Below are 19,351 nucleotides of genomic sequence, written 5' to 3'. Positions count from 1 at the left end.
GCCGCGATCACGACGACGGCCCGCCACCCCCAGGGGTGACGGGCCGTCGTCGCGGTCGAGGGATCAGCCGGTGTACGGCGTCGCGGCCTTGATGGCGACCTCGATCTGCTTGCCGTTGGGGGCCTCGTACGAGACGGTGTCGCCGACCTTGTGACCGTTGACGGCCTCGCCGATCGGGGACTTCTCGGAGAACACCTGCATCGAGGGGTCGATGATCTCGCGCGAGCCGAGGAGGAACTGCTCCTCGTCGCCGAACATCTCGACGGTGACGATCATCCCCGGCTCGACGATGCCGTCGTCGGGGGGCGTCTCGCCGATCGTCGCGTTCTCGAGGAGCTGGGTGAGCTGGCGGATGCGGGCCTCCATCTTGCCCTGCTCCTCCTTGGCCGCGTGGTAGCCGCCGTTCTCCTTGAGGTCGCCCTCCTCGCGGGCGGCCTCGATGCGCTTGGCGATCTCGGTACGACCCGGGCCGGACAGCTCTTCGAGCTCGCCCTTGAGACGGTCGTACGCGCCCTGGGTGAGGTAGCTCTGGTTGGTCGTCGTCTCGGTCACGGGTGGTCAACTCCTGGTACGTGGGGCGCCGGACCCTCGCGGGTGGCGCCGAGGGTGCTACGGCAACGGGCCCGGGTCGACCGCCTCTTCTCGGCGCTTCTCGACCCAGACCCGAACGTGAAGTGACCAGTCTAGCAACGTGCACCCCGGGAAGCACATCTGTTCCGGCCGTCAGGGGCCGACGAGCGGCCTCGGCGCTGCTCGCCGACGGCGCCGTCGGCGCAGGTCAGGGACCGACGCGGACGCAGGACTCGACGACGCCGGTCACCGCTCGGGCGCTGGTGCGGATGTCGACGACGCGGTGGACGACGGGGCCGCCGCCGGCCGGGATCTCGTCGGTCACGACGCCGACCCGGCCCTTGCGGCTGTCGAGGGCGCTGACCCGGCAGGTCACCGGCGTGCCCGCCGGCCGGACCAGGTCGTACTCGACCCGGATGGCGGCGTCGGACCGGACGTCGTAGGCGGTCACCTCGGGCCGCACCTGACCGGCGGTCGTGGTCCACCCGTACCAGGACACGGCGGCCACGGCGGCGAGGACCGCCGCGATGGCGAGCCACTGGCGGCGGCCGGACGGGGTCCGGGGATCGGGCGGTCGCACGGTGCTCCTCGGAGACGGTCGGGGCCGGGTGACAGAATGGGAACCTCCATTCTCGGGGATGCCCCGAGCCCACCACACCGAAGGGTCCCGCATGTCCGAACGGCTCCGGCTCATGTGCGTCCACGCGCACCCGGACGACGAGTCGAGCAAGGGCGCCGCGACGATGGCCAAGTACGTCGACGCGGGCCACGAGGTCCTCGTCGTCTCCTGCACCGGGGGTGAGCGCGGCAGCATCCTCAACCCGCGGCTCCAGGACGACATCCACATCCTGCGCGACCTCGTCCACGTCCGGCGCGACGAGATGGCGCGCGCGCAGCAGATCCTCGGCGTCCAGCACACCTGGCTCGGCTTCGTCGACTCCGGCCTGCCCGAGGGCGACCCGCTGCCGCCGCTGCCCGACGGCTGCTTCGCCCTCGAGCCTCTCGAGGTCACCACCGAGGCCCTCGTGCGCGAGATCCGCCGGTTCCGCCCGCACGTCCTGACGACGTACGACGAGAACGGCGGCTACCCCCACCCCGACCACATCATGTGCCACGACGTCTCGGTGGCGGCGTTCTCCGCGGCGGGCGACGCCTCGCGGTTCCCCGACGCCGGCCCCGCCTGGCAGCCGCTGAAGCTCTACTACAACCAGACCTTCAGCAAGGCGCGCATCGAGGCCTTCCACGAGGCCCTCACCGCGCTCGGCGAGGAGAGCCCCTACGCCGAGTGGCTCGAGCGGTGGGACCGCCAGGACCGTGCCGTCACGACCAAGGTCGCGTGCGCCGAGTGGTACGACCGCCGCGACGCCGCCCTGCTCGCGCACGCGACGCAGGTCGACCCCGACGGCACCTGGTTCAAGGTGCCGCGTGAGGTGCAGCAGGAGGTCTGGCCGGTCGAGGAGTTCGAGGCCGCCGCCTCCTACGTCCCGATCAGCGAGGGTGAGGACGACCTCTTCGCGGGGCTCCCCGCCGACGTCACCGAGGCCGACGCGATGGCCACCACCCCGGGGCTCCGCCTCATCCACGACTCCAGGACGGAACGGGCCGCATGAACGACTCCGCAACCAGCGCGGCGCTGCCGGGCTTCCTCGCCTTCATCGCCTTCTCGCTGCTCGCCCTCGCGCTCTGGTTCCTCATGCGCAACATGAACGAGCGCATGCGGCGCATGTCCTACCGGCAACAGCGCGCGCACCGCGGGCCGGACGAGGCGCAGGCGGGCCCGGACGAGGTGGCCGAGACCGGTGACGACGAGCCCGGCGACGGGTCGGCCACCGCCGAAGACGGCCGGCCGGGCTGACCGAGCCGGACCCCCGGGGGCCGCACGGGCGGCGTCAGGCCTGGGTGCCGGTGAGGGCCAGGGACGCCGCGACGAAGTGCGCGGTGAACGCCAGCACGGTCAGCGCGTGGAACACCTCGTGGAAGCCGAACCAGCGGGGTGAGATGTCGGGCCGCTTCGTCCCGTAGACGAGGGCGCCGACGCTGTAGAGCACACCCCCGATGACGACCCAGGTCATCGCGGCCGCGCCGACGTGGTCCAGGAGCGGGCGGAAGTAGAAGACCGCCACCCAGCCGAGCATGAGGTAGGCCGGGACGTACAGCCAGCGCGGGGCGTGGCTCCAGAAGACCCGGAACAGCACCCCGAGGATGGCGCCGGCCCACACGATGAGCAGCATGCGCCGGGCCTGGTCCGCCGGCAGCAGCAGCGCGAACGGGGTGTAGGTGCCGGCGATGATGAGGAAGATGTTGGAGTGGTCGAGGCGTCGGAGGATGCCGCCCACGCGGGGCGACCAGGTGCCGCGGTGGTAGATGGCCGAGGTCCCGAAGAGGAGCACGGCCGTCCCGGCGAACACGGCGGCCGAGACCTTGCCCTCGACCGTTCCGGCGATGATGACGAGCACGATGCCCGCGACGAGCGCGATGGGAGCCATGCCGGCGTGCAGCCAACCGCGCAGGTGAGGCTTCACCTGGCTCATGGCCGCCTCGACCCGGCTCTCGAGCGCGTCGAGCCGTCCGGCGTCGGGAGGGCTGGTGCGCTCGGCGGGATCCATCGCCTCATTCTAACCTACGCGAGCGTAGGTTTGGCGGACACGTGCACCTCCATCCACTGCGCACCAGCTGCACACGAGGTCCACACATGATCTCCGGCGGGGCTCCCGGGCAGCCGGAGTAGCGTGACCCCCGTCGTCCGGACCCGGGCGGCTCAGGTCTGGCGGGAGGACGAGAGCGGGATGGGGCGGTTCATGGACGTGCTCTACGCCGCCTACGCCAAGCGCCTCACCCGCCAGCTCGGGTCCTCGCCGGTGCCCCGCCACGTCGGCGTCCTCGTCGACGGCAACCGCCGCTGGGCCAAGCTGCGCGGGGCCGGGACCGAGGAGGGCCACCGCGCCGGTGCCGTCAACATCGGCAACGTCCTGGAGTGGTGCGAGGAGGTCGGGGTCGAGGTCGTCACGCTGTGGCTCCTGTCGACCGACAACCTCAACCGCCCGGAGGCCGAGCTCCGGCCCCTGCTCGGCATCATCGAGGACACGGTCGACTCCTTTGCCGACACGGGCCGCTGGCGCATCAACCCCGTCGGGGCCCTGGACCTGCTCCCGGCCGCGACGACCCAGCGACTCAAGGCGGCCGCCGAGCGCACCGCCGGCATCGACGGCATGCTCGTCAACGTCGCCGTGGGGTACGGGGGTCGCCGCGAGATCGCCGACGCCGTGCGGAGTCTCCTGCAGGAACACGCGGGCCGGGGGACGAGCATCGAGGAGCTCGCCGAGGTCATCGACGTCGAGCACATCGCGGAGCACCTCTACACGAAGGGCCAGCCCGACCCGGACCTCGTCATCCGGACCTCGGGTGAACAGCGTCTGTCGGGCTTCCTCCTGTGGCAGAGCGCCCACAGCGAGTTCTACTTCTGCGAGGCGTACTGGCCGGACTTCCGCAAGGTCGACTTCCTGCGCGCCCTGCGCGCCTACGGCGAGCGCCACCGCCGCTTCGGCGCCTGACGGCCCGCGAGCGTCCGGCCCTCGGCGGCCGACGACGAACGGCCGACCGGGGCCGTGACGAACGGGTGACTTTTCGCCACAGCGACCTCGTGAGTCACATCAGCCACACCCGTGCCGACACGCCGGGGCCCGCATCCCGGCCCCCGGCATCGGGTGGGTCGTAGCGTCGTCACCACGGCACCACCTCCTTCGATGACCAGGAGCGGCAATGGCCTCTTCCACGCGGACGGCAGACACGACAGCCCGGGGGAAGGAGCCGCGTCGCACGTTCGTGCTCGACACCTCGGTACTCCTCTCGGACCCCCGCGCGATCTTCAGGTTCGCCGAGCACGAGGTCGTCCTCCCGGTCGTCGTGGTCACCGAGCTCGAGGCCAAACGGCACCACCCCGAGCTGGGGTACTTCGCCCGCCAGTCGCTGCGGATGCTCGACGACCTCCGCATCAAGGCGGGCCGTCTCGACGCCCCGGTGCCGGTCGGCGACGACGGCGGCTCCCTGCGGGTCGAGCTCAACCACACCGACGCCATGTCGCTGCCTGCCGGGTTCCGGCTCGGTGACAACGACACCCGCATCCTCGCGGTCTCGCGCAACCTCGCGAACGAGGGGCGCCTCGTCACGGTCGTCAGCAAGGACCTCCCGATGCGGGTCAAGGCCTCGGCGTGCGGCCTCGACGCCGAGGAGTACCGGGCCGAGCTCGCGGTCGAGTCCGGGTGGACCGGCATGGCCGAGCTCGACGTCACGGTCGAGGAGATGGACCACCTCTACGAGTACGGCCGCCTCGAGAACCCCCAGGCGGCCGAGCTGCCGTGCCACACCGGGCTCAAGCTGCTCTCGCCCCGCGGCTCGGGCCTGGGCCGGGTGGGCGCCGACAAGCAGGTGCGGCTGGTCCGCGGCGACCGGGACGCCTTCGGGCTGCACGGCCGCAGCGCCGAGCAGCGCATCGCGCTCGACCTGCTCCTCGACCCCGATGTCGGCATCCTCAGCCTCGGCGGGCGCGCCGGCACCGGGAAGTCCGCGCTCGCCCTGTGCGCCGGGCTCGAGGCGGTCATGGAGCGACGCCAGCAGCGCAAGGTCGTCGTCTTCCGGCCGCTCTACGCCGTCGGCGGCCAGGAGCTGGGGTACCTGCCCGGCTCGGAGGCCGAGAAGATGAACCCGTGGGGGCAGGCGGTCTTCGACACCCTCTCGGCCCTGGTGAGCCGGGAGGTCGTCGAGGAGGTGCTCGACCGCGGGATGCTCGAGGTCCTGCCGCTCACCCACATCCGCGGCCGCAGCCTGCACGACGCCTTCGTCATCGTCGACGAGGCCCAGAGCCTCGAGCGCAACGTGCTGCTCACGGTGCTGTCGCGGATCGGCCAGAACTCCAAGGTGGTCCTGACCCACGACGTCGCCCAGCGCGACAACCTGCGCGTCGGACGCCACGACGGGGTCGTCGCCGTCGTCGAGGCGCTCAAGGGGCACCCGCTGTTCGCCCACGTCACGCTCACGAGGTCCGAGCGCAGCCCGATCGCGGCGCTGGTCACCGACCTGCTGGAGGGGATCGAGGTCTGAGATCGGGCCCCGGCGGGCCGTCGGCTGAGCGTCCCCTCAGGTCCTCGTTTCCGCCCGCCGGGGCGCCCCAGTAGGCTAAGGTCTCGTTTCCGTAACGCCCGGCCTGCGACCGGGACCCTCGCCTGTCCCCACCCCTGGAAGGCCCACCGCGCTTCACCATGGCTCGCTACACACCCCGCCACGCCCCACGCCACGCCGCCCCGCGGCGCTCGAGCGGTGGGTCGATGCTGGCTGCGGTCGGGCGTCCCGTGGTCACCACCGGCCTCCTCGCGGCCGTCGTGGTCAGCGGTGTGGCCCTGAGCGGCGTCGGTGAGGACACGGCCAACGCCGACCCGCTGACGCTCGCGGTGGACGCGTTCACGACGACCAGCTCCTCCGAGCAGGCCCGGGTCGCCGACGCCGATGACGACCGCGTCGCCGCCGACCGGTCCGCCACCAACGCCCAGCGTGCGGTCGCCGCGGCCCAGGCCGACGAGGCCGAGCGGGCGAAGGCCGCCGCGCTGGCGAAGAAGCGCCAGCAGGACGCCGAGCGCGCGGCCCGCGCCGCCGAGCGCAAGCGGGTCTTCTCCAACGCCCAGGAGGACCCCAAGGCCGCAGCCCAGCTGCTGCTTCCGGAGTACGGCTTCAGCCAGGAGCAGTGGCCGTGCCTCGACCAGCTGTGGATCGGCGAGAGCGACTGGCGCTGGTGGGTCGCCAACCCCTCGTCAGGGGCCTACGGCATCCCGCAGTCACTGCCGGCCAGCAAGATGGCCACCGAGGGCAGCGACTGGCGGACCAACCCCGTCACGCAGATCCGTTGGGGTCTCGACTACATCAAGCGCTCCTACGGCACCCCGTGCAACGCGCTCAGCGTGTGGCAGAGCCGCTCGCCGCACTGGTACTGACCCTGCGCTAGATCTTGCGCAGCCGGATCCGCGTCACCGCGTGGTCGGGGCCCTTGGTGAGCACCAGGGTCGCCCGGTCCCGGGTCGGCTCGATGTTCTCCACGAGGTTCGGCTCGTTGATGGCCGCCCAGATGCCCCCCGCCGTGTCCCGCGCCTCGTCGTCGCTGAGCCGGGCGTACCGGTGGAAGTACGACTGCGGGTCGGCGAACGCCGTCTGCCGCAGCCGGAGGAAACGCTCGACGTACCAGCGCCGCACGTCGGTCGCGGGCGCGTCGACGTACACCGAGAAGTCGAAGTAGTCGGACACCGTCGTGACGCTCGCGCCGTCGGGGCGGACGCTCGGGGGCTGCAGGACGTTGAGCCCCTCGACGATGAGCACGTCGGGCCTGCGCACCTCGGTGGGCTCGGGGAGGACGTCGTAGGTCAGGTGTGAGTACTGGGGCGCCTCCACCACCGGCATCCCGGACTTGACGTCGGCGACGAAGCGCAGCAGGGCCCGGCGGTCGTACGACTCGGGAAAGCCCTTGCGCTGGAGGAGTCCTCGGCGTTCGAGCTCGGCGTTCGGGTAGAGGAAGCCGTCGGTGGTCACCAGCTCGACCCGCGGGGTGTGCGGCCAGCGGCTCATGAGCTCGCGCAGGATGCGCGCGGTCGTCGACTTGCCGACCGCGACCGACCCGGCGACACCGACGACGAACGGCACCCGGCGGGGCCGGTCGCCGAGGAACTCGCTCGTGGCGAGCCGGAGCCCGTGAACGGCCTCGACGTAGAAGTGCAGCAGCCGCGAGAGCGGGAGGTAGACCTCCTCCACCTCCTGCAGGTCCAGCCGGTCGCCGAGCCCCCGCAGCCGTGACAGGTCGTCCTGGGTGAGGCTCATCGGGTGGTTCTCGCGCAGCCGGGACCACGCCGCGCGGTCGAGCTCGACGTACGGGGTCGGCAGCTGGGCGTCCCCGGCGAGGCCGAGACGCGCGAGTACCTCGTCGGCCGCGGTCACGGCGCCATCATGGCGTATCGGCCCGGACCCGGCGCGGGCCGGCGCCCGGGGCCCCCGACCGGCACCCGCCGTGACGCGGGAGGTGCGTGCCGCACGGGCTACGCTGGCGCGCATGTGCGGAATCGTCGGCTATGTGGGCCGCAACACGGACGGCAGGGCGCTCGACGTCGCGATGGAGGGGCTCGCGCGCCTCGAGTACCGGGGCTACGACTCGGCGGGGGTGGCCCTGGTCACCGACGACGGCGTCGCCACCGAGAAGCGTGCCGGCAAGCTCGAGAACCTCAGGTCCGCCCTCGACGCGCACCCGATGTCCGCGTCCCGGACCGCGATCGGGCACACCCGCTGGGCCACGCACGGCGGGCCGACGGACGGTAACGCCCACCCCCACCGTGGCGGCGACGGCGACCGGCTCGCGCTCATCCACAACGGCATCATCGAGAACTTCCACGCCCTGAAGAAGGGGCTGCTCGCCGAGGGCGTCGACTTCCGGTCCGAGACCGACACCGAGGTGGCGGCCAAGCTCCTCGGCCGGGAGTACGACCGGCTCGGCGACCTCACCGAGGCGATGCGAGCCGTCGTCGACCGGCTCGAGGGCGCCTTCACCCTTCTCGCGGTCCACGCCGACAGCCCGGGCGTCGTCGTCGGAGCCCGCCGCAACAGCCCGCTCGTCGTCGGGGTCGGGGACGGCGAGAACTTCCTCGGCAGCGACGTCGCCGCGTTCATCGGCTACACCCGGCACGCGGTGGAGCTGGGCCAGGACCAGATCGTCACGATCACCCCCGACGGCTACGACGTCATCGGCTTCGACGGCTCGCCCGCGGTGGGCAAGGCGTACGAGGTGACCTGGGACGCCGCCGCCGCCGAGAAGGGCGGCTACGACACCTTCATGGAGAAGGAGATCCACGACCAGCCCCACGCCGTCGCCGACACCCTGCTGGGTCGCACCGACGACACCGGCCGGCTCGTCCTGGACGAGGTGCGCATCCCCGAGGAGCAGCTGCGCCGCGTCACCCGCATCACGATCGTCGCCTGCGGCACCGCTGCCTACGCGGGGATGGTCGCGAAGTACGCGATCGAGCACTGGACCCGGATCCCGGTCGAGGTCGCCCTCGCCCACGAGTTCCGCTACTGCGACCCGATCGTCGACGAGAACACCCTCGTCGTGTCCATCAGCCAGTCCGGCGAGACGATGGACACCCTCATGGCGGTCAAGCACGCCACCGAGCTCGGCGCGATGACGCTGTCCATCTGCAACACCCACGGCTCGACGATCCCGCGCGAGTCCGACGCCGTCCTCTACACCCACGCCGGCCCCGAGATCGCCGTCGCCTCGACCAAGGCCTTCCTCGCCCAGATCACCGCGTGCTACGTCCTCGGGCTCTACCTCGCGCAGCTGCGCGGCGAGACCTACGCCGACGACGCCAAGGCGGTGCTGCGCGACCTCCACGAGATCCCCGAGAAGATCGAGGACCTCCTCGGCCGGATGGACCGGGTCGCCGAGATGGCCGAGTTCATGGCCGACAGCCGGGCCGTGCTCTTCCTCGGGCGCCACGTCGGCTTCCCGGTGGCGATGGAGGGGGCGCTGAAGCTCAAGGAGCTCGCCTACATCCACGCCGAGGGCTTCGCGGCGGGCGAGCTCAAGCACGGCCCGATCGCCCTCATCGAGCCCGGGCAGCCGGTGTTCGTCGTCGTCCCCGGGCCGGACACCCCGCACGACCTGCACAAGAAGGTCGTCTCCAACATCCAGGAGATCCGGGCGCGGGGGGCCCGCACGCTCGTCATCGCGCACGACGGCGACGAGGACGTGGTGCCGTTCGCGAGCGAGGTCATCCGCATCCCGCAGTGCCCCCCGATGCTGGCGCCGCTGCTCGCCGTCGTCCCGCTCCAGGTCTTCGCCCTGCACCTCGCATCGGCCAAGGGTCTGGACGTCGACCAGCCCCGCAACCTGGCCAAGTCCGTCACCGTCGAGTGACGGCGGTGACGCGGTGATCGCGGGAGTCGGCATCGACGTCGTCGACGTCGCCCGGTTCGGTGCGTCCCTGGAGCGCACCCCGGCCCTGGCGCAGCGCCTGTTCACCGAGGCCGAGCGGGAGCTGCCGCTCACCTCCCTCGCGGCCCGCTTCGCGGCCAAGGAGGCGCTGGCCAAGGCCCTCGGCGCACCCGTCGGCCTCGGCTGGCACGACGCCGAGGTCACCCGGGGCCCCGACCGCCGCCCCGCGTTCACCGTCCGCGGCACCGTCGCCGCCCGGATGGCCGAGCTGGGGATCGCCACCGTCCACGTGTCGCTGTCGCACGACGCCGGCATCGCGTCCGCGGTCGTCGTCACCGAGCGGGACGGACAGCCCGGATGATCGAGGCCTACGGCATCGCGGACGTGTACGCGGCCGAGGCCGCCCTCATGGCGAGCCTCGACGAGGGCGAGCTCATGGCCAGAGCCGTCGACGGGATCGTGGCCGTCGCCGCCGCCCGGCTCGAGGCCCAGGGGGCCACCACGGTCGCCGCGCTCATCGGGCCCGGCAACAACGGGGCCGACGCGCTCTACGCCGCAGCGCGGCTGGCCGAGGCGGGCTGGAGCGTCGTGGCCGTGCACGGCGAGACCGTGCACGACGGCGCCCGGGCCGCAGCGGAGGCCGCCGGGGTCGTGCTCACCACCGACCCGGCGAGCATCGCGGAGGCCGACCTCGTGCTCGACGGGATCCTCGGGATCGGCGCCCGCCCCGGGCTGCCCGACTGGGCGCGCGCATGGGTCGAGGCCGTGCCCGAGGCCGCGTACGTCCTGGCCGTCGACCTGCCCTCGGGGCAGGACCCCGCCGGCGCGGAGTTCGACGTCGACGGGGTCATCGCCGACGAGACGGTGACGCTGTCGGTCGCCAAGCCGGTGCACCTGCTGCCGCCGACGGAGCAGGCCTGCGGCGTCCTCACCGTCGTCGACATCGGTCTCGACGTCGACGCCACCCCGGTCGTCCGCCGCCTCGACCACGACGACGTGGCCGGGCTGTGGCCCGTGCCGGTCCCGGGCGACGACAAGTACTCGCGGGGCGTCGTGGGCATCGTCGCCGGCGGGGAGCCGTACACGGGCGCGGCCGTGCTCAGCGTCACCGCCGCCGTCGAGTCCGGTGCCGGAATGGTCCGCTTCGTCGGGACCCCCACGCCCACCGCCCTCGTCCGGGCCGCGGCCCCGGAGGCCCTGCACGGGGTCGGCCGGGTCCAGGCCTGGGTCGTCGGGCCGGGACTGGACACCACGTCGCGGGCCTCGGGGTCCAAGGCGCAGCTCGACGCGGCCCGGGACGCGCTGGGCGGTGAGGCGCCGGTCGTCGTCGACGCCGGCGGCCTCGACCTCCTCGAGGACGCCGTCCTGCGCCGGCGGCACGAGCGGGTCACGCTGCTCACCCCGCACGCCGGGGAGTGCGCACGGCTGCTGTCGCGCCTCACCAGGACGGAGGTGACGCGGGCGCAGGTCGAGGGGGCCCCGCTCGAGCACGCGCGGCGGGCGGCCGAGCTGACCGGCGCGACGGTCCTGCTCAAGGGCGCGACGACCCTCGTCGTGCCCCCCGGTGGAGCGCCCGCCTGGAGCCAGGCCGACGCTCCGGCCTGGCTCGCCACCGCCGGTGCCGGCGACGTCCTCGCCGGGCTGCTCGGCACGTTGCTCGCCGCAGGACTCGACGCCGACGTGGCCGGAGCGCTCGGGGCGCTCGTCCACGGCGTCGCCGCCGACCGTGCCAACCCCGGCGGCCCGGTGCGGGCGCTCGGTGTGGCCCAGGCCCTCCCGGGCACCATCGCCGCCCTGCTCCGCCGCTGACGGCACGCCGCCCGGCCGGGGTCGGCCGTCCGGCCCCGTCGGCGACCTGCCGGACCCGAGGTGGGGCGGCCGGTCCTAGAATGGTCCGGCCCATGACCGACGCTCCTGCCGCCTCCGCACCCGCGACCGCGGGTGCTTCTGCGTGGGTCACCGTCGACGCGTCCGCCATCCGCGACAACGTCGCCGAGCTCGTGCGGCGGGCCGCACCGGCCCAGGTCATGGCGGTCGTCAAGGCCGACGCCTACGGCCACGGGCTCGTGACGGCCGCCCGGGCGGCCCTCGCCGGCGGTGCGGCCTGGCTGGGCGTGGCTCAGCTCGACGAGGCGCTCGCGGTGCGGGCCGCGGGGGTCGACGCGCCGCTGCTCACCTGGATCTACCCGCCCCAGGCCGACGTGCGCGCCGCACTCGACGCGCGGATCGAGGTGACGGTCGGGAGCCGCTGGAACCTCGAGACCGCCGTCGCTGCGGCCCGGGAGCGTGGCCGCCCGGCCCGCGTCCAGGTCAAGGTCGACACCGGGCTCGGTCGCGGTGGGGTCCTCACCGACTGGCCGGAGTTCACCGTCGCCCTCGCCCGGGCCGTGGCCGACGGCGCGGTCGAGGTCACCGGCACCTGGTCGCACTTCGCGTGGGCCGACGCACCCCGGCATCCGACCGTCCGCGCCCAGCAGGAGCGGTACGTCGAGGCTCTCGCCGAGCTCGAGCGCGCCGGGGTCGACCCCGGCCTGCGCCACCTCGCGAACTCCGCGGCGACGCTCACCAACCCGTCGGCGCACTTCGACCTCGTGCGGCCCGGCCTGGCCGTCTACGGCCTCTCGCCGGTGCCCGACCTCGGCACCCCCGCCGACTTCGGCCTCCGCGAGGCGATGCGGGTCACCGCGCGGCTCACCCAGGTGAAGCGGGCGCGGGCCGGGCAGGGCGTCAGCTACGGCCACGAGTACACGACCGCGCGCGACACCGTCCTCGGGCTCGTGCCGATGGGGTACGCCGACGGCATCCCGCGGCATGCGGGCAACCGGGGCCCGCTCCAGGTCCGGGGTCGGCGCCACACCATCGCCGGACGGGTCTGCATGGACCAGGTGATGCTCGACCTCGGGCCGGGCTTCGACGGCGCCCCCGGCGACGAGGTCGTCGTCCTCGGCCGCGGCGCCGACGGCGAGCCGACCGCCCAGGACTGGGCCGAGGCCGCCGACACCATCAACTACGAGATCGTCACCCGGATGGCGCCCCGCCTGCCCCGCGCGGTCATCGGCGGCGAGCCCCGATGACCAGCGTGCCCGGTCTCGCCGCCCTGGGCTCGGCCGCCGATGCGGTCGGTGCCCGGGTCCGGCGCGCGCGCTCCCCGTACCGCGACGCCGGCGCCGCCGAGAGGTGGAGCCACACACCCACAGAGGCGCTCGTCGTCACGACCGACGACGGCGTCGACCTGCACGTCGAGATCGACGCCCCGGAGTCCGGCAGCCGCGGACGCCGCCACCTCGCCGGCCGTGCCCCGACGGTCGTCCTCGTGCACGGGTTCGCCCTGACGATGCAGTCCTGGGTCCTCCAGCGTCGGGCCCTGATCCACGAGGGCCTGCGCGTCGTCAGCTACGACCAGCGGGGGCACGGGCGCTCCGGCCACCCGGACCTGGCGTCCTGCACCGTCGACCGTCTCGGCAAGGACCTCGCGCAGGTGCTCGCCGCCACGTGCGGGTCCGGCCCGGTCGTCCTCATCGGGCACTCGATGGGCGGCATGAGCGTCATGTCGTTCGCGGGGCAGCACCCCGACATCGTGCGCGACCGGGTGCTCGCCGTCGCGCTGGTGTCGACGAGCTCCGGAGGGCAGGAGGTCACCCAGCTCGGGCTGGGTCCGATGGTCGGCAAGGTCGTGGGGTCGATCGGGCCCGGCGTGCTCACCCGGCTCTCGCGGCACGCCGGGCCGATCGGGCTCCTGCGCAAGATGGGCAAGGGCGTGCAGGACGTCGTCGTCGAGCGGTGGGCGTTCGACTCGCCGGTCAGCCCGGCCCTGGTCGACCTCGTGGCGGAGATGATCTTCGACACCTCCTTCGAGGTGATGGCGGCCTTCCTGCCGCACATGGACGCCCTCGACCTCACCCCGTCCCTCGGGGCCCTGCACGGCGTCGAGACCCTCGTGATGAACGGCAGCGGCGACCTCATCACCCCGGCGTCGCACTCGGAGGAGATCCTGCGCCACGTCCCGGGTGCCGAGCACGTGCTCCTCGAGGACGCCGGCCACATCATCATGCTCGAGCACCCGGGCGTCGTCACCGACCAGCTGCTCAAGCTCGTGCGACGTGCGCAGCGGGCCGTCGTGGAGGGTGTGGACGTCAGCGAGAAGCCACGGGTGCGCCGCACGATCAGGGACATGTCGAAGAAGCGCCGGGGCGCGCGGCCGCGCCGGGGGAGGGCGTCGTGACCGCGGTGCGGGTCGCCCTCCCGACACCGGAGGACACCCGGGCCCTCGGTGCCGCGCTCGGCCGCCTGCTGCGAGCCGGCGACCTGCTCGTGCTCACCGGCACCCTCGGCGCCGGCAAGACGACGCTCACGCAGGGGCTCGGTGCCGCGCTCGAGGTGCGCGGCGCCGTCACGTCCCCGACGTTCGTCATCGCCCGCGTGCACCCCTCGACGGTCGGGGGGCCCGCGCTCGTGCATGTCGACGCGTACCGGCTCGGTGGTGCGCTCGAGCTCGACGACCTCGACCTCGACGCCTCGCTCGAGCAGAGCGTCACCGTCGTCGAGTGGGGCCACGGGCTCGCCGAAGGGCTGGCCGAGGACCGGCTCGAGGTCGTCCTCGACGTCGACGTCGACACCGAGGAGCGGGCCGCGACGGTCAGCGGGGTCGGTGCCCGCTGGACCGGGCAGCCCGATGTCCTGGCCGGGCTCGGGGGTGTGCCGTGCTGATCCTCGCCATCGACACCGCGACGACCGCCATCGGCGTCGCCGTGCACCGGGACGGCGCCGACCCCGTCACCTCCGTCGTCCTCGACGCCCGCGCCCATACCGAGCACCTCGCCCCGCTCGTGGCGCGGGCGCTCGAGCAGGCCGGCTCGACCCCTCGTGACCTCACCGACATCGCGGTCGGCACGGGGCCGGGGCCGTTCACCGGGCTGCGCGTCGGCCTCGTCACCGCCGTCACGATGGGGTACGCGCTCGGTGTGCCGGTCCACGGGGTGTGCAGCCTCGACGTGCTCGCCGAGCAGGCGCTCGCGGCCACCGACGCCGACGAGGTCCTCGTCGCCACCGACGCACGCCGCCGCGAGGTCTACTGGGCGCGGTACGCGCGGGCCGAGGACGGGGCCCGCGCGCTGACGCCCCCCGCCGTCGAGCCCGCCGCGACCATCCCCGAGGACACGCGGGCGCTGCCCACCGCCGGACGCGGAGCCCTGCTGTACCCCGACGCCTTCCCCGCGGTGCTCCCCGATGTGCTCGACGTCGACCCCGCGCGGCTCGCCGCCGTCGCGCGGCGACGCCTCGCGGCCGGTGCCCCGATGCCGGTCGAGCCGTTGTACCTGCGCCGCCCGGACGCCCTCACCACGGCCGAGCGGGCCGCCCGATGAGCGCCGCCCCGGTACCGGCCGGCCCGGCGATGCGCGACGCCCGCTGGACCGACGTCCCCGCGCTCGCCGCGCTGGAGGCCGACCTCTTCCCGCACGACGCCTGGTCCGAGGCGTCCTGGTGGGCCGAGCTGGGGGCCCGTCCCCGCCGCGACTACGTCGTGGTGGCCGACGGCTCCGGCGTCGCCGGCTACGGCGGCCTCGACCACGGCGGCGAGGTGTCCGACGTCATGACCGTGGCGGTCGCACCGGCGGCTCGCGGCCGTGGCCTCGGCCGGGCCCTGGTCGACGAGCTCGAGCGGCGCGCGGCGGCTCGCGGAGCGGGGCACCTCATGCTCGAGGTCCGGGCCGACAACACCGCCGCGGTCGCGCTGTACGAGGGCCGGGGCTTCGTCGTCCTCAGCCGGCGTCGCGGCTACTACCAGCCCGGCTCGGTGGACGCCCTCGTCATGCGTAAGTCGTTGTCCCCGAACGGAGCCTCCGATGGCTGACGCACCCCTGGTCCTCGGCATCGAGACCTCCTGCGACGAGACCGGGGTCGGGCTGGTCCGTGGCGAGACGCTGCTCTTCGACGCGATCGCGAGCAGCGTCGACGAGCACGCGCGGTTCGGCGGCGTCGTCCCCGAGGTCGCGAGCCGCGCCCACCTCGAGGCGATGGTGCCGACCATCGAGCGCGCGTGCCGCGAGGCCGGGGTGACCCTGCGCGACGTCGACGCGGTCGCGGTGACCGCGGGGCCGGGGCTCGCCGGGGCGCTCATGGTCGGGGTCGCGTCCGCCAAGGCTCTCGCGCTGGCCCTCGGCGTCCCCCTTCACGGCGTCAACCACCTCGCGAGCCACGTCGCCGTCGACATCGTCGAGCACGGGCCGCTGCCGGAGCCGACCCTCGCGATGCTCGTCTCCGGCGGCCACTCCTCGCTGCTCCTCGTCCCGGACGTCACCCACGACGTCCGCAGCCTCGGCTCGACGATCGACGACGCGGCGGGGGAGGCCTTCGACAAGGTCGCGCGGGTGCTCGGGCTGCCGTTCCCCGGGGGGCCGCACATCGACCGGGCCGCCCGCGACGGTGCGGTCGTCATCGACTTCCCGCGCGGGCTGACGACCGGTCGGGACATGGAGCGGCACCGGTTCGACTTCTCGTTCTCGGGGCTCAAGACCGCCGTGTCGCGCTGGGTGGCCGCCCGGGAGGCTGCGGGGGAGGCCGTCCCGGTGGCGGACGTCGCCGCCAGCTTCCAGGAGGCCGTCACCGACGTCCTGACCCGCAAGGCGATCCTGGCCTGCCGGGAGCACGGCGTCGGCCACCTGCAGATCGGCGGGGGAGTGGCGGCCAACTCCCGGCTCCGCGCGATGGCCCAGGAGCGGTGCGACGACGCGGGGATCGAGCTGCGGGTGCCCCGGCCGGGCCTGTGCACCGACAACGGCGCGATGGTGGCCGCGCTGGGAGCCCAGATGGTCCTCAAGGGCCGGCCGGCGTCCGACCTCGGCATCCCGGCCGACTCCTCGATGCCCGTCACCGACGTCTCCGCCTGACCCGACCCCCCGCCTTTCCCGACTTTTCATGCTCGCGTCCGCGCGACACCCCGCAGGAGCGGGGCCCGGCGCGGACGCTGGCATGAAAAGTGGGGAAGATGGGGGCATGGCCGACGAGACCGCCACGCAGCTGCTGCACCGGCTCACGAGCTACCAGCCGGACCGGGAGTGGACCGAGCCTCTCGACGACGACCGCATCGTCCGCGAGCTCGCGGTCAACGACGCGGCCCGGCGCCCTCTGCCGTACAAGGCCTACGACGAGGACCTCGACCGGCTGCTCCTGCCCACGGACCTGCCGGGGTCGACCGTGCCCGCGCTCGATGTGCTCGCCGGCACGGCCGCGGTCGAGCCGCGCGAGACCGACCTCGCGGCCCTGGCCCGCGTGCTGTTCCTCGCCGGCGGAGTGACCCGGACCTCGGAGCGCAGCGGGGTGCGTCACCTGTTCCGCGCGGCCGGCTCGGCCGGGGGCCGATTCCCGCTCGAGCTCTACGTGGCGGTGCCGCACGGGGTCGGCGGCGGGCTGCCGGCCGGGGTGCACTGGTACGACCCCGAGGCCCACGCGCTCGTGACGGTCGGCCCCCCACCCCACGGCGCCGCGCCGACCGTCGTCGTCACCGGCGTGCCGTGGCGCACCGGCTGGCGCTACCGGGAGCGCGGCTTCCGCCACGTCTACTGGGACGCCGGGACGATGCTGTCGCACCTGCTGGCCGCCTCCGACTCCGCCGGGCTGGGCGCGCGGCTCTTCACGGAGTTCGCCGACGACGAGGTCGCCGTTCTCGTCGGGGCGGACTCGCTGCGGGAGTGGCCGGTGGCCGTCGTCGCCTTCGGGACCGGCGACCCGGCTCTGCACCCCACGGGTGACGCGATGGCGGGCCGGCACGACCGGGACGGGGTCGTCTTCCCCCTCGTGACGGCCGCGCAACGGGCCGGACGCCGCACCGCCCTCGGGCCGGAACGCCCGCGGGGCGCGTCCGTGGCCCTGGTCGACGCCGCCCACGACGAGGCGCCGATCGAGGACGTGGTGCTCCGGAAGGGCTCGATGCGGCGGATGCGCCCTGACGCGTCGGTGCCGCGCACCGCGCTCGTCGACGCGATGGCCGTCTCGATGCGCGGCGCCGAGGTGCCGCACTGGGTCGCCACCAACGCCGTGGACGGCGTCGCGGCCGGCGTGCATCGCTGGCCCGACCTCGACGACCCCGTACGGGCAGTCGCGGAGGGGGCGCTGCGTGACGAGCTGTACCGGGCGTCCCTGGAGCAGGGGCTCCCGCGGGACGCCGCCTTCGTCGCGATCTCGGGCGTCGACCTCACGACCGTCGACGACCACCACTACCGCGAGGTGCAGCTCGAGGCGGGGCTCGTCGAGGGTCGCCTCCACCTCGCGGCCGTGGCGATGGGGCTCGGCGCGTCGGGGATGACGTTCCGCGACACCGACATCCCGGCCCTTCTCGGTGAGGACGTCGCCTGTCTGCTGTGGACCTGCGTCGGGGTCCCCGAGTACCGCACGCGACGCAGCGGCGGGCCGGGAGCGCCCGCCGAGGTCTCGATCGTCTGGCCCCGCTGACCCCACTTCTCATGCCGGGGTCCGCGCGAAACCCCGCGGTGGCGGGGTGTCGCGCGGACGGGAGCCTGAAAAGTCGGGAAAGCGGGGTCGGTCTCAGTCCGAGTCGGCGGACGAGGACGAGGAGGAGCAGGGCAGCAGGCCCATCCGGTCCTTGAGCTCCAGCACCCGCAGCACCGACGCGGTCACCTGGTCCGCGAAGTCCTCGTCGGAGCCCGCCCGCTCGGCGATCGCCGCGGCCATCTCGGGGGCCACCGAGGCGTCGCCGGTGAGCACCATGTCGCCACCGGCAGCGATGACCTTGACCGCCCGCTCGGGCGGCGCCGTGCCCTTGACCGCCTCGGCGTTGACGTCGTCGGTGATGACGACGCCGTCGAACCCCAGGTCCTCGCGCAGCAGGTCGGTGACGATGGTGCTCGAGAACATCGCCGGCACCCCCGGGTCGATCTTCGAGTACTCGGCCGACCCGACCATGACGAGCCCGGCGCCGGCATCCACCCCGGCCCGGAACGGGTCGAGGTACGGGTCGTCCGCGGTCGTCACGTCGTCGGTGATGCCGGTCGAGCTGAAGTCGGTGTTGTTGCGGATACGCCCGAGCCCGGGGAAGTGCTTGACCGTCGCCTCGACCCCGCCGGCGAGCATCCCGTCGATGAACGCCGTCGACGCCTTCTCGACCGTCGCCGGGTCCGACCCGTACTGCCGGCCCCACTTGCCGATCGGCTCGTTGGCCCGGCCGATGTCGGCGGGCACCGTGTCGGTGACGGGTGCGAGGTTGACGTTGACCCCGGTCGCCTTGAGCTCCTTCGCCCACCCGGTGGCGGCCTCGGTCAGGGCCGACGACGACATCTGCGCCTGCTCGCTCGCCGACGGCGGTCGGGTGAAGCCGGTGCCGCGCAGCTGGTGGACCTCGCCACCCTCCTGGTCGGCGGCGATCATCAGCCCGATGTCCCCGGTCGCCGCCTCGCCCACCAGGCCCTGGAGGTGCTCGGAGGTGCTCGTCACCTTGTCCGCCCCGTCCCAGCCGCCGAGGTAGATGACGTTGCCGACGTGGCCGTCGGTGATGGCATCGTCGAGGGAGTCGAGCGCGGCGTTGGTGTCGAAGCCCACCATGAGCAGCTGGCCGATCCGCTGGTCCTCGTCGAGCGAGTCCAGCGTCGCCTCGGCGCAGCTCGCCGTGGGGGTGGGGGACGGGCTCGTCGTGGTCGGCGTCGCGACGGGCGGGGTCGTCGACGGCGCCGCGGTGGGGGTGCCTGCCGAGCAGCCGGCGAGAGCGACGGCCAGGGTGCCGGTGAGCGCCAGGGCGGCGCGACGGGGGCGGTCGAGGGTGGGGCGCATGGTCACCCGACGACGCTACGCGAGGAGCCCCGGAAGTCG

20 protein-coding genes are annotated in these 19,351 nt (G+C 73.8%); 15 read left to right on the top strand and 5 right to left on the bottom strand.

Annotated features, from left to right (window positions below; all coding sequences use genetic code 11):
• Window positions 1-63 precede the first annotated feature (63 nt).
• Both greA and Q0963_RS05110 read right to left on the bottom strand, forming a co-directional pair.
• Complete coding sequence (greA, locus tag Q0963_RS05115) at window positions 64-552, bottom strand: transcription elongation factor GreA (protein WP_299443565.1); 489 nt, start codon at window positions 550-552, stop codon at window positions 64-66.
• 226 nt (window positions 553-778) lie between these two features.
• On the bottom strand, window positions 779-1,150 hold the full coding sequence (locus Q0963_RS05110) for a DUF4307 domain-containing protein (protein WP_299443562.1): 372 nt from the start codon (window positions 1,148-1,150) through the stop codon (window positions 779-781).
• A gap of 91 nt (window positions 1,151-1,241) precedes the next feature.
• On the opposite strand from Q0963_RS05110, the gene mca reads away from it, so the two are divergent.
• The gene (gene mca / locus Q0963_RS05105) at window positions 1,242-2,180 is read left to right on the top strand and encodes a mycothiol conjugate amidase Mca (protein ID WP_299443559.1); all 939 of its coding nucleotides are present in this window, start codon (window positions 1,242-1,244) and stop codon (window positions 2,178-2,180) included.
• Window positions 2,177-2,425 (top strand): hypothetical protein, encoded by a 249-nt coding sequence (locus tag Q0963_RS05100; RefSeq protein WP_299443556.1) that lies wholly within the window; start codon window positions 2,177-2,179, stop codon window positions 2,423-2,425. Before mca ends, Q0963_RS05100 begins: the two co-directional genes overlap by 4 nt.
• Window positions 2,426-2,459: 34 nt before the next feature.
• Here Q0963_RS05100 and Q0963_RS05095 read toward each other — a convergent pair whose 3' ends face one another.
• On the bottom strand, window positions 2,460-3,176 hold the full coding sequence (locus tag Q0963_RS05095; protein WP_299443553.1) for a hemolysin III family protein: 717 nt from the start codon (window positions 3,174-3,176) through the stop codon (window positions 2,460-2,462).
• A 192-nt stretch (window positions 3,177-3,368) separates the two neighbouring features.
• Here Q0963_RS05095 and Q0963_RS05090 point away from each other — a divergent pair, with 192 nt between their 5' ends.
• The 3 genes from Q0963_RS05090 (at window position 3,369) to Q0963_RS05080 (ending at window position 6,551) form a co-directional block, all read left to right on the top strand.
• Window positions 3,369-4,121, top strand: a complete 753-nt coding sequence (locus Q0963_RS05090) for an isoprenyl transferase (RefSeq protein ID WP_299443641.1) — start codon at window positions 3,369-3,371, stop codon at window positions 4,119-4,121.
• 208 nt (window positions 4,122-4,329) lie between these two features.
• Window positions 4,330-5,667 (top strand): PhoH family protein, encoded by a 1,338-nt coding sequence (locus Q0963_RS05085; protein WP_299443550.1) that lies wholly within the window; start codon window positions 4,330-4,332, stop codon window positions 5,665-5,667.
• Between the two features lie 224 nt (window positions 5,668-5,891).
• On the top strand, window positions 5,892-6,551 hold the full coding sequence (locus Q0963_RS05080) for a hypothetical protein (protein ID WP_299443547.1): 660 nt from the start codon (window positions 5,892-5,894) through the stop codon (window positions 6,549-6,551).
• Window positions 6,552-6,558: 7 nt separating this feature from the next.
• On the opposite strand, the gene coaA is transcribed toward Q0963_RS05080, so the two are convergent.
• Window positions 6,559-7,542: a type I pantothenate kinase gene (gene coaA, locus Q0963_RS05075; RefSeq protein WP_299443544.1), complete on the bottom strand. Its 984-nt coding sequence runs from the start codon at window positions 7,540-7,542 to the stop codon at window positions 6,559-6,561.
• Between the two features lie 112 nt (window positions 7,543-7,654).
• Between coaA and glmS the strand changes: the two genes are divergently transcribed.
• The 10 genes from glmS (at window position 7,655) to Q0963_RS05025 (ending at window position 17,980) form a co-directional block, all read left to right on the top strand.
• Window positions 7,655-9,514 carry a glutamine--fructose-6-phosphate transaminase (isomerizing) gene (gene glmS / locus Q0963_RS05070; protein WP_299443541.1) on the top strand — a complete coding sequence of 620 codons (1,860 nt, stop codon included), beginning with the start codon at window positions 7,655-7,657 and terminating at the stop codon, window positions 9,512-9,514.
• 13 nt (window positions 9,515-9,527) lie between these two features.
• Complete coding sequence (locus Q0963_RS05065) at window positions 9,528-9,893, top strand: holo-ACP synthase (protein WP_299443538.1); 366 nt, start codon at window positions 9,528-9,530, stop codon at window positions 9,891-9,893.
• The gene (locus tag Q0963_RS05060; RefSeq protein WP_299443535.1) at window positions 9,890-11,341 is read left to right on the top strand and encodes a bifunctional ADP-dependent NAD(P)H-hydrate dehydratase/NAD(P)H-hydrate epimerase; all 1,452 of its coding nucleotides are present in this window, start codon (window positions 9,890-9,892) and stop codon (window positions 11,339-11,341) included. Before Q0963_RS05065 ends, Q0963_RS05060 begins: the two co-directional genes overlap by 4 nt.
• A gap of 92 nt (window positions 11,342-11,433) precedes the next feature.
• Complete coding sequence (gene alr / locus Q0963_RS05055; RefSeq protein WP_299443532.1) at window positions 11,434-12,606, top strand: alanine racemase; 1,173 nt, start codon at window positions 11,434-11,436, stop codon at window positions 12,604-12,606.
• Window positions 12,603-13,754 carry an alpha/beta fold hydrolase gene (locus tag Q0963_RS05050; RefSeq protein WP_299443529.1) on the top strand — a complete coding sequence of 384 codons (1,152 nt, stop codon included), beginning with the start codon at window positions 12,603-12,605 and terminating at the stop codon, window positions 13,752-13,754. The genes alr and Q0963_RS05050 overlap by 4 nt, the downstream gene beginning before the upstream one ends.
• A complete protein-coding gene (tsaE, locus tag Q0963_RS05045) occupies window positions 13,751-14,239 on the top strand; it encodes a tRNA (adenosine(37)-N6)-threonylcarbamoyltransferase complex ATPase subunit type 1 TsaE (RefSeq protein ID WP_299443526.1) in 489 nt (162 codons plus the stop codon). Before Q0963_RS05050 ends, tsaE begins: the two co-directional genes overlap by 4 nt.
• Entirely contained in the window at window positions 14,233-14,895 is a 663-nt protein-coding gene (gene tsaB, locus Q0963_RS05040; protein WP_299443523.1) for a tRNA (adenosine(37)-N6)-threonylcarbamoyltransferase complex dimerization subunit type 1 TsaB, read from the top strand. Before tsaE ends, tsaB begins: the two co-directional genes overlap by 7 nt.
• On the top strand, window positions 14,892-15,383 hold the full coding sequence (gene rimI, locus Q0963_RS05035) for a ribosomal protein S18-alanine N-acetyltransferase (protein ID WP_299443519.1): 492 nt from the start codon (window positions 14,892-14,894) through the stop codon (window positions 15,381-15,383). Before tsaB ends, rimI begins: the two co-directional genes overlap by 4 nt.
• Entirely contained in the window at window positions 15,376-16,419 is a 1,044-nt protein-coding gene (gene tsaD, locus Q0963_RS05030; protein ID WP_299443516.1) for a tRNA (adenosine(37)-N6)-threonylcarbamoyltransferase complex transferase subunit TsaD, read from the top strand. Before rimI ends, tsaD begins: the two co-directional genes overlap by 8 nt.
• A gap of 106 nt (window positions 16,420-16,525) precedes the next feature.
• Complete coding sequence (locus Q0963_RS05025; protein ID WP_299443513.1) at window positions 16,526-17,980, top strand: hypothetical protein; 1,455 nt, start codon at window positions 16,526-16,528, stop codon at window positions 17,978-17,980.
• Window positions 17,981-18,073: 93 nt separating this feature from the next.
• Here the strand turns inward: Q0963_RS05025 and Q0963_RS05020 are convergent, their stop codons facing one another.
• Window positions 18,074-19,312, bottom strand: coding sequence for a glycoside hydrolase family 3 N-terminal domain-containing protein (locus Q0963_RS05020; protein ID WP_299443638.1), 1,239 nt, complete (start codon window positions 19,310-19,312; stop codon window positions 18,074-18,076).
• Window positions 19,313-19,351 lie beyond the last annotated feature (39 nt).

Origin of the sequence: uncultured Phycicoccus sp. (assembly GCF_947495705.1) — a bacterium.
Classification (GTDB): Bacteria; Actinomycetota; Actinomycetes; order Actinomycetales; family Dermatophilaceae; genus Phycicoccus.
This window is presented reverse-complemented; position numbering and strand designations above follow the sequence as displayed.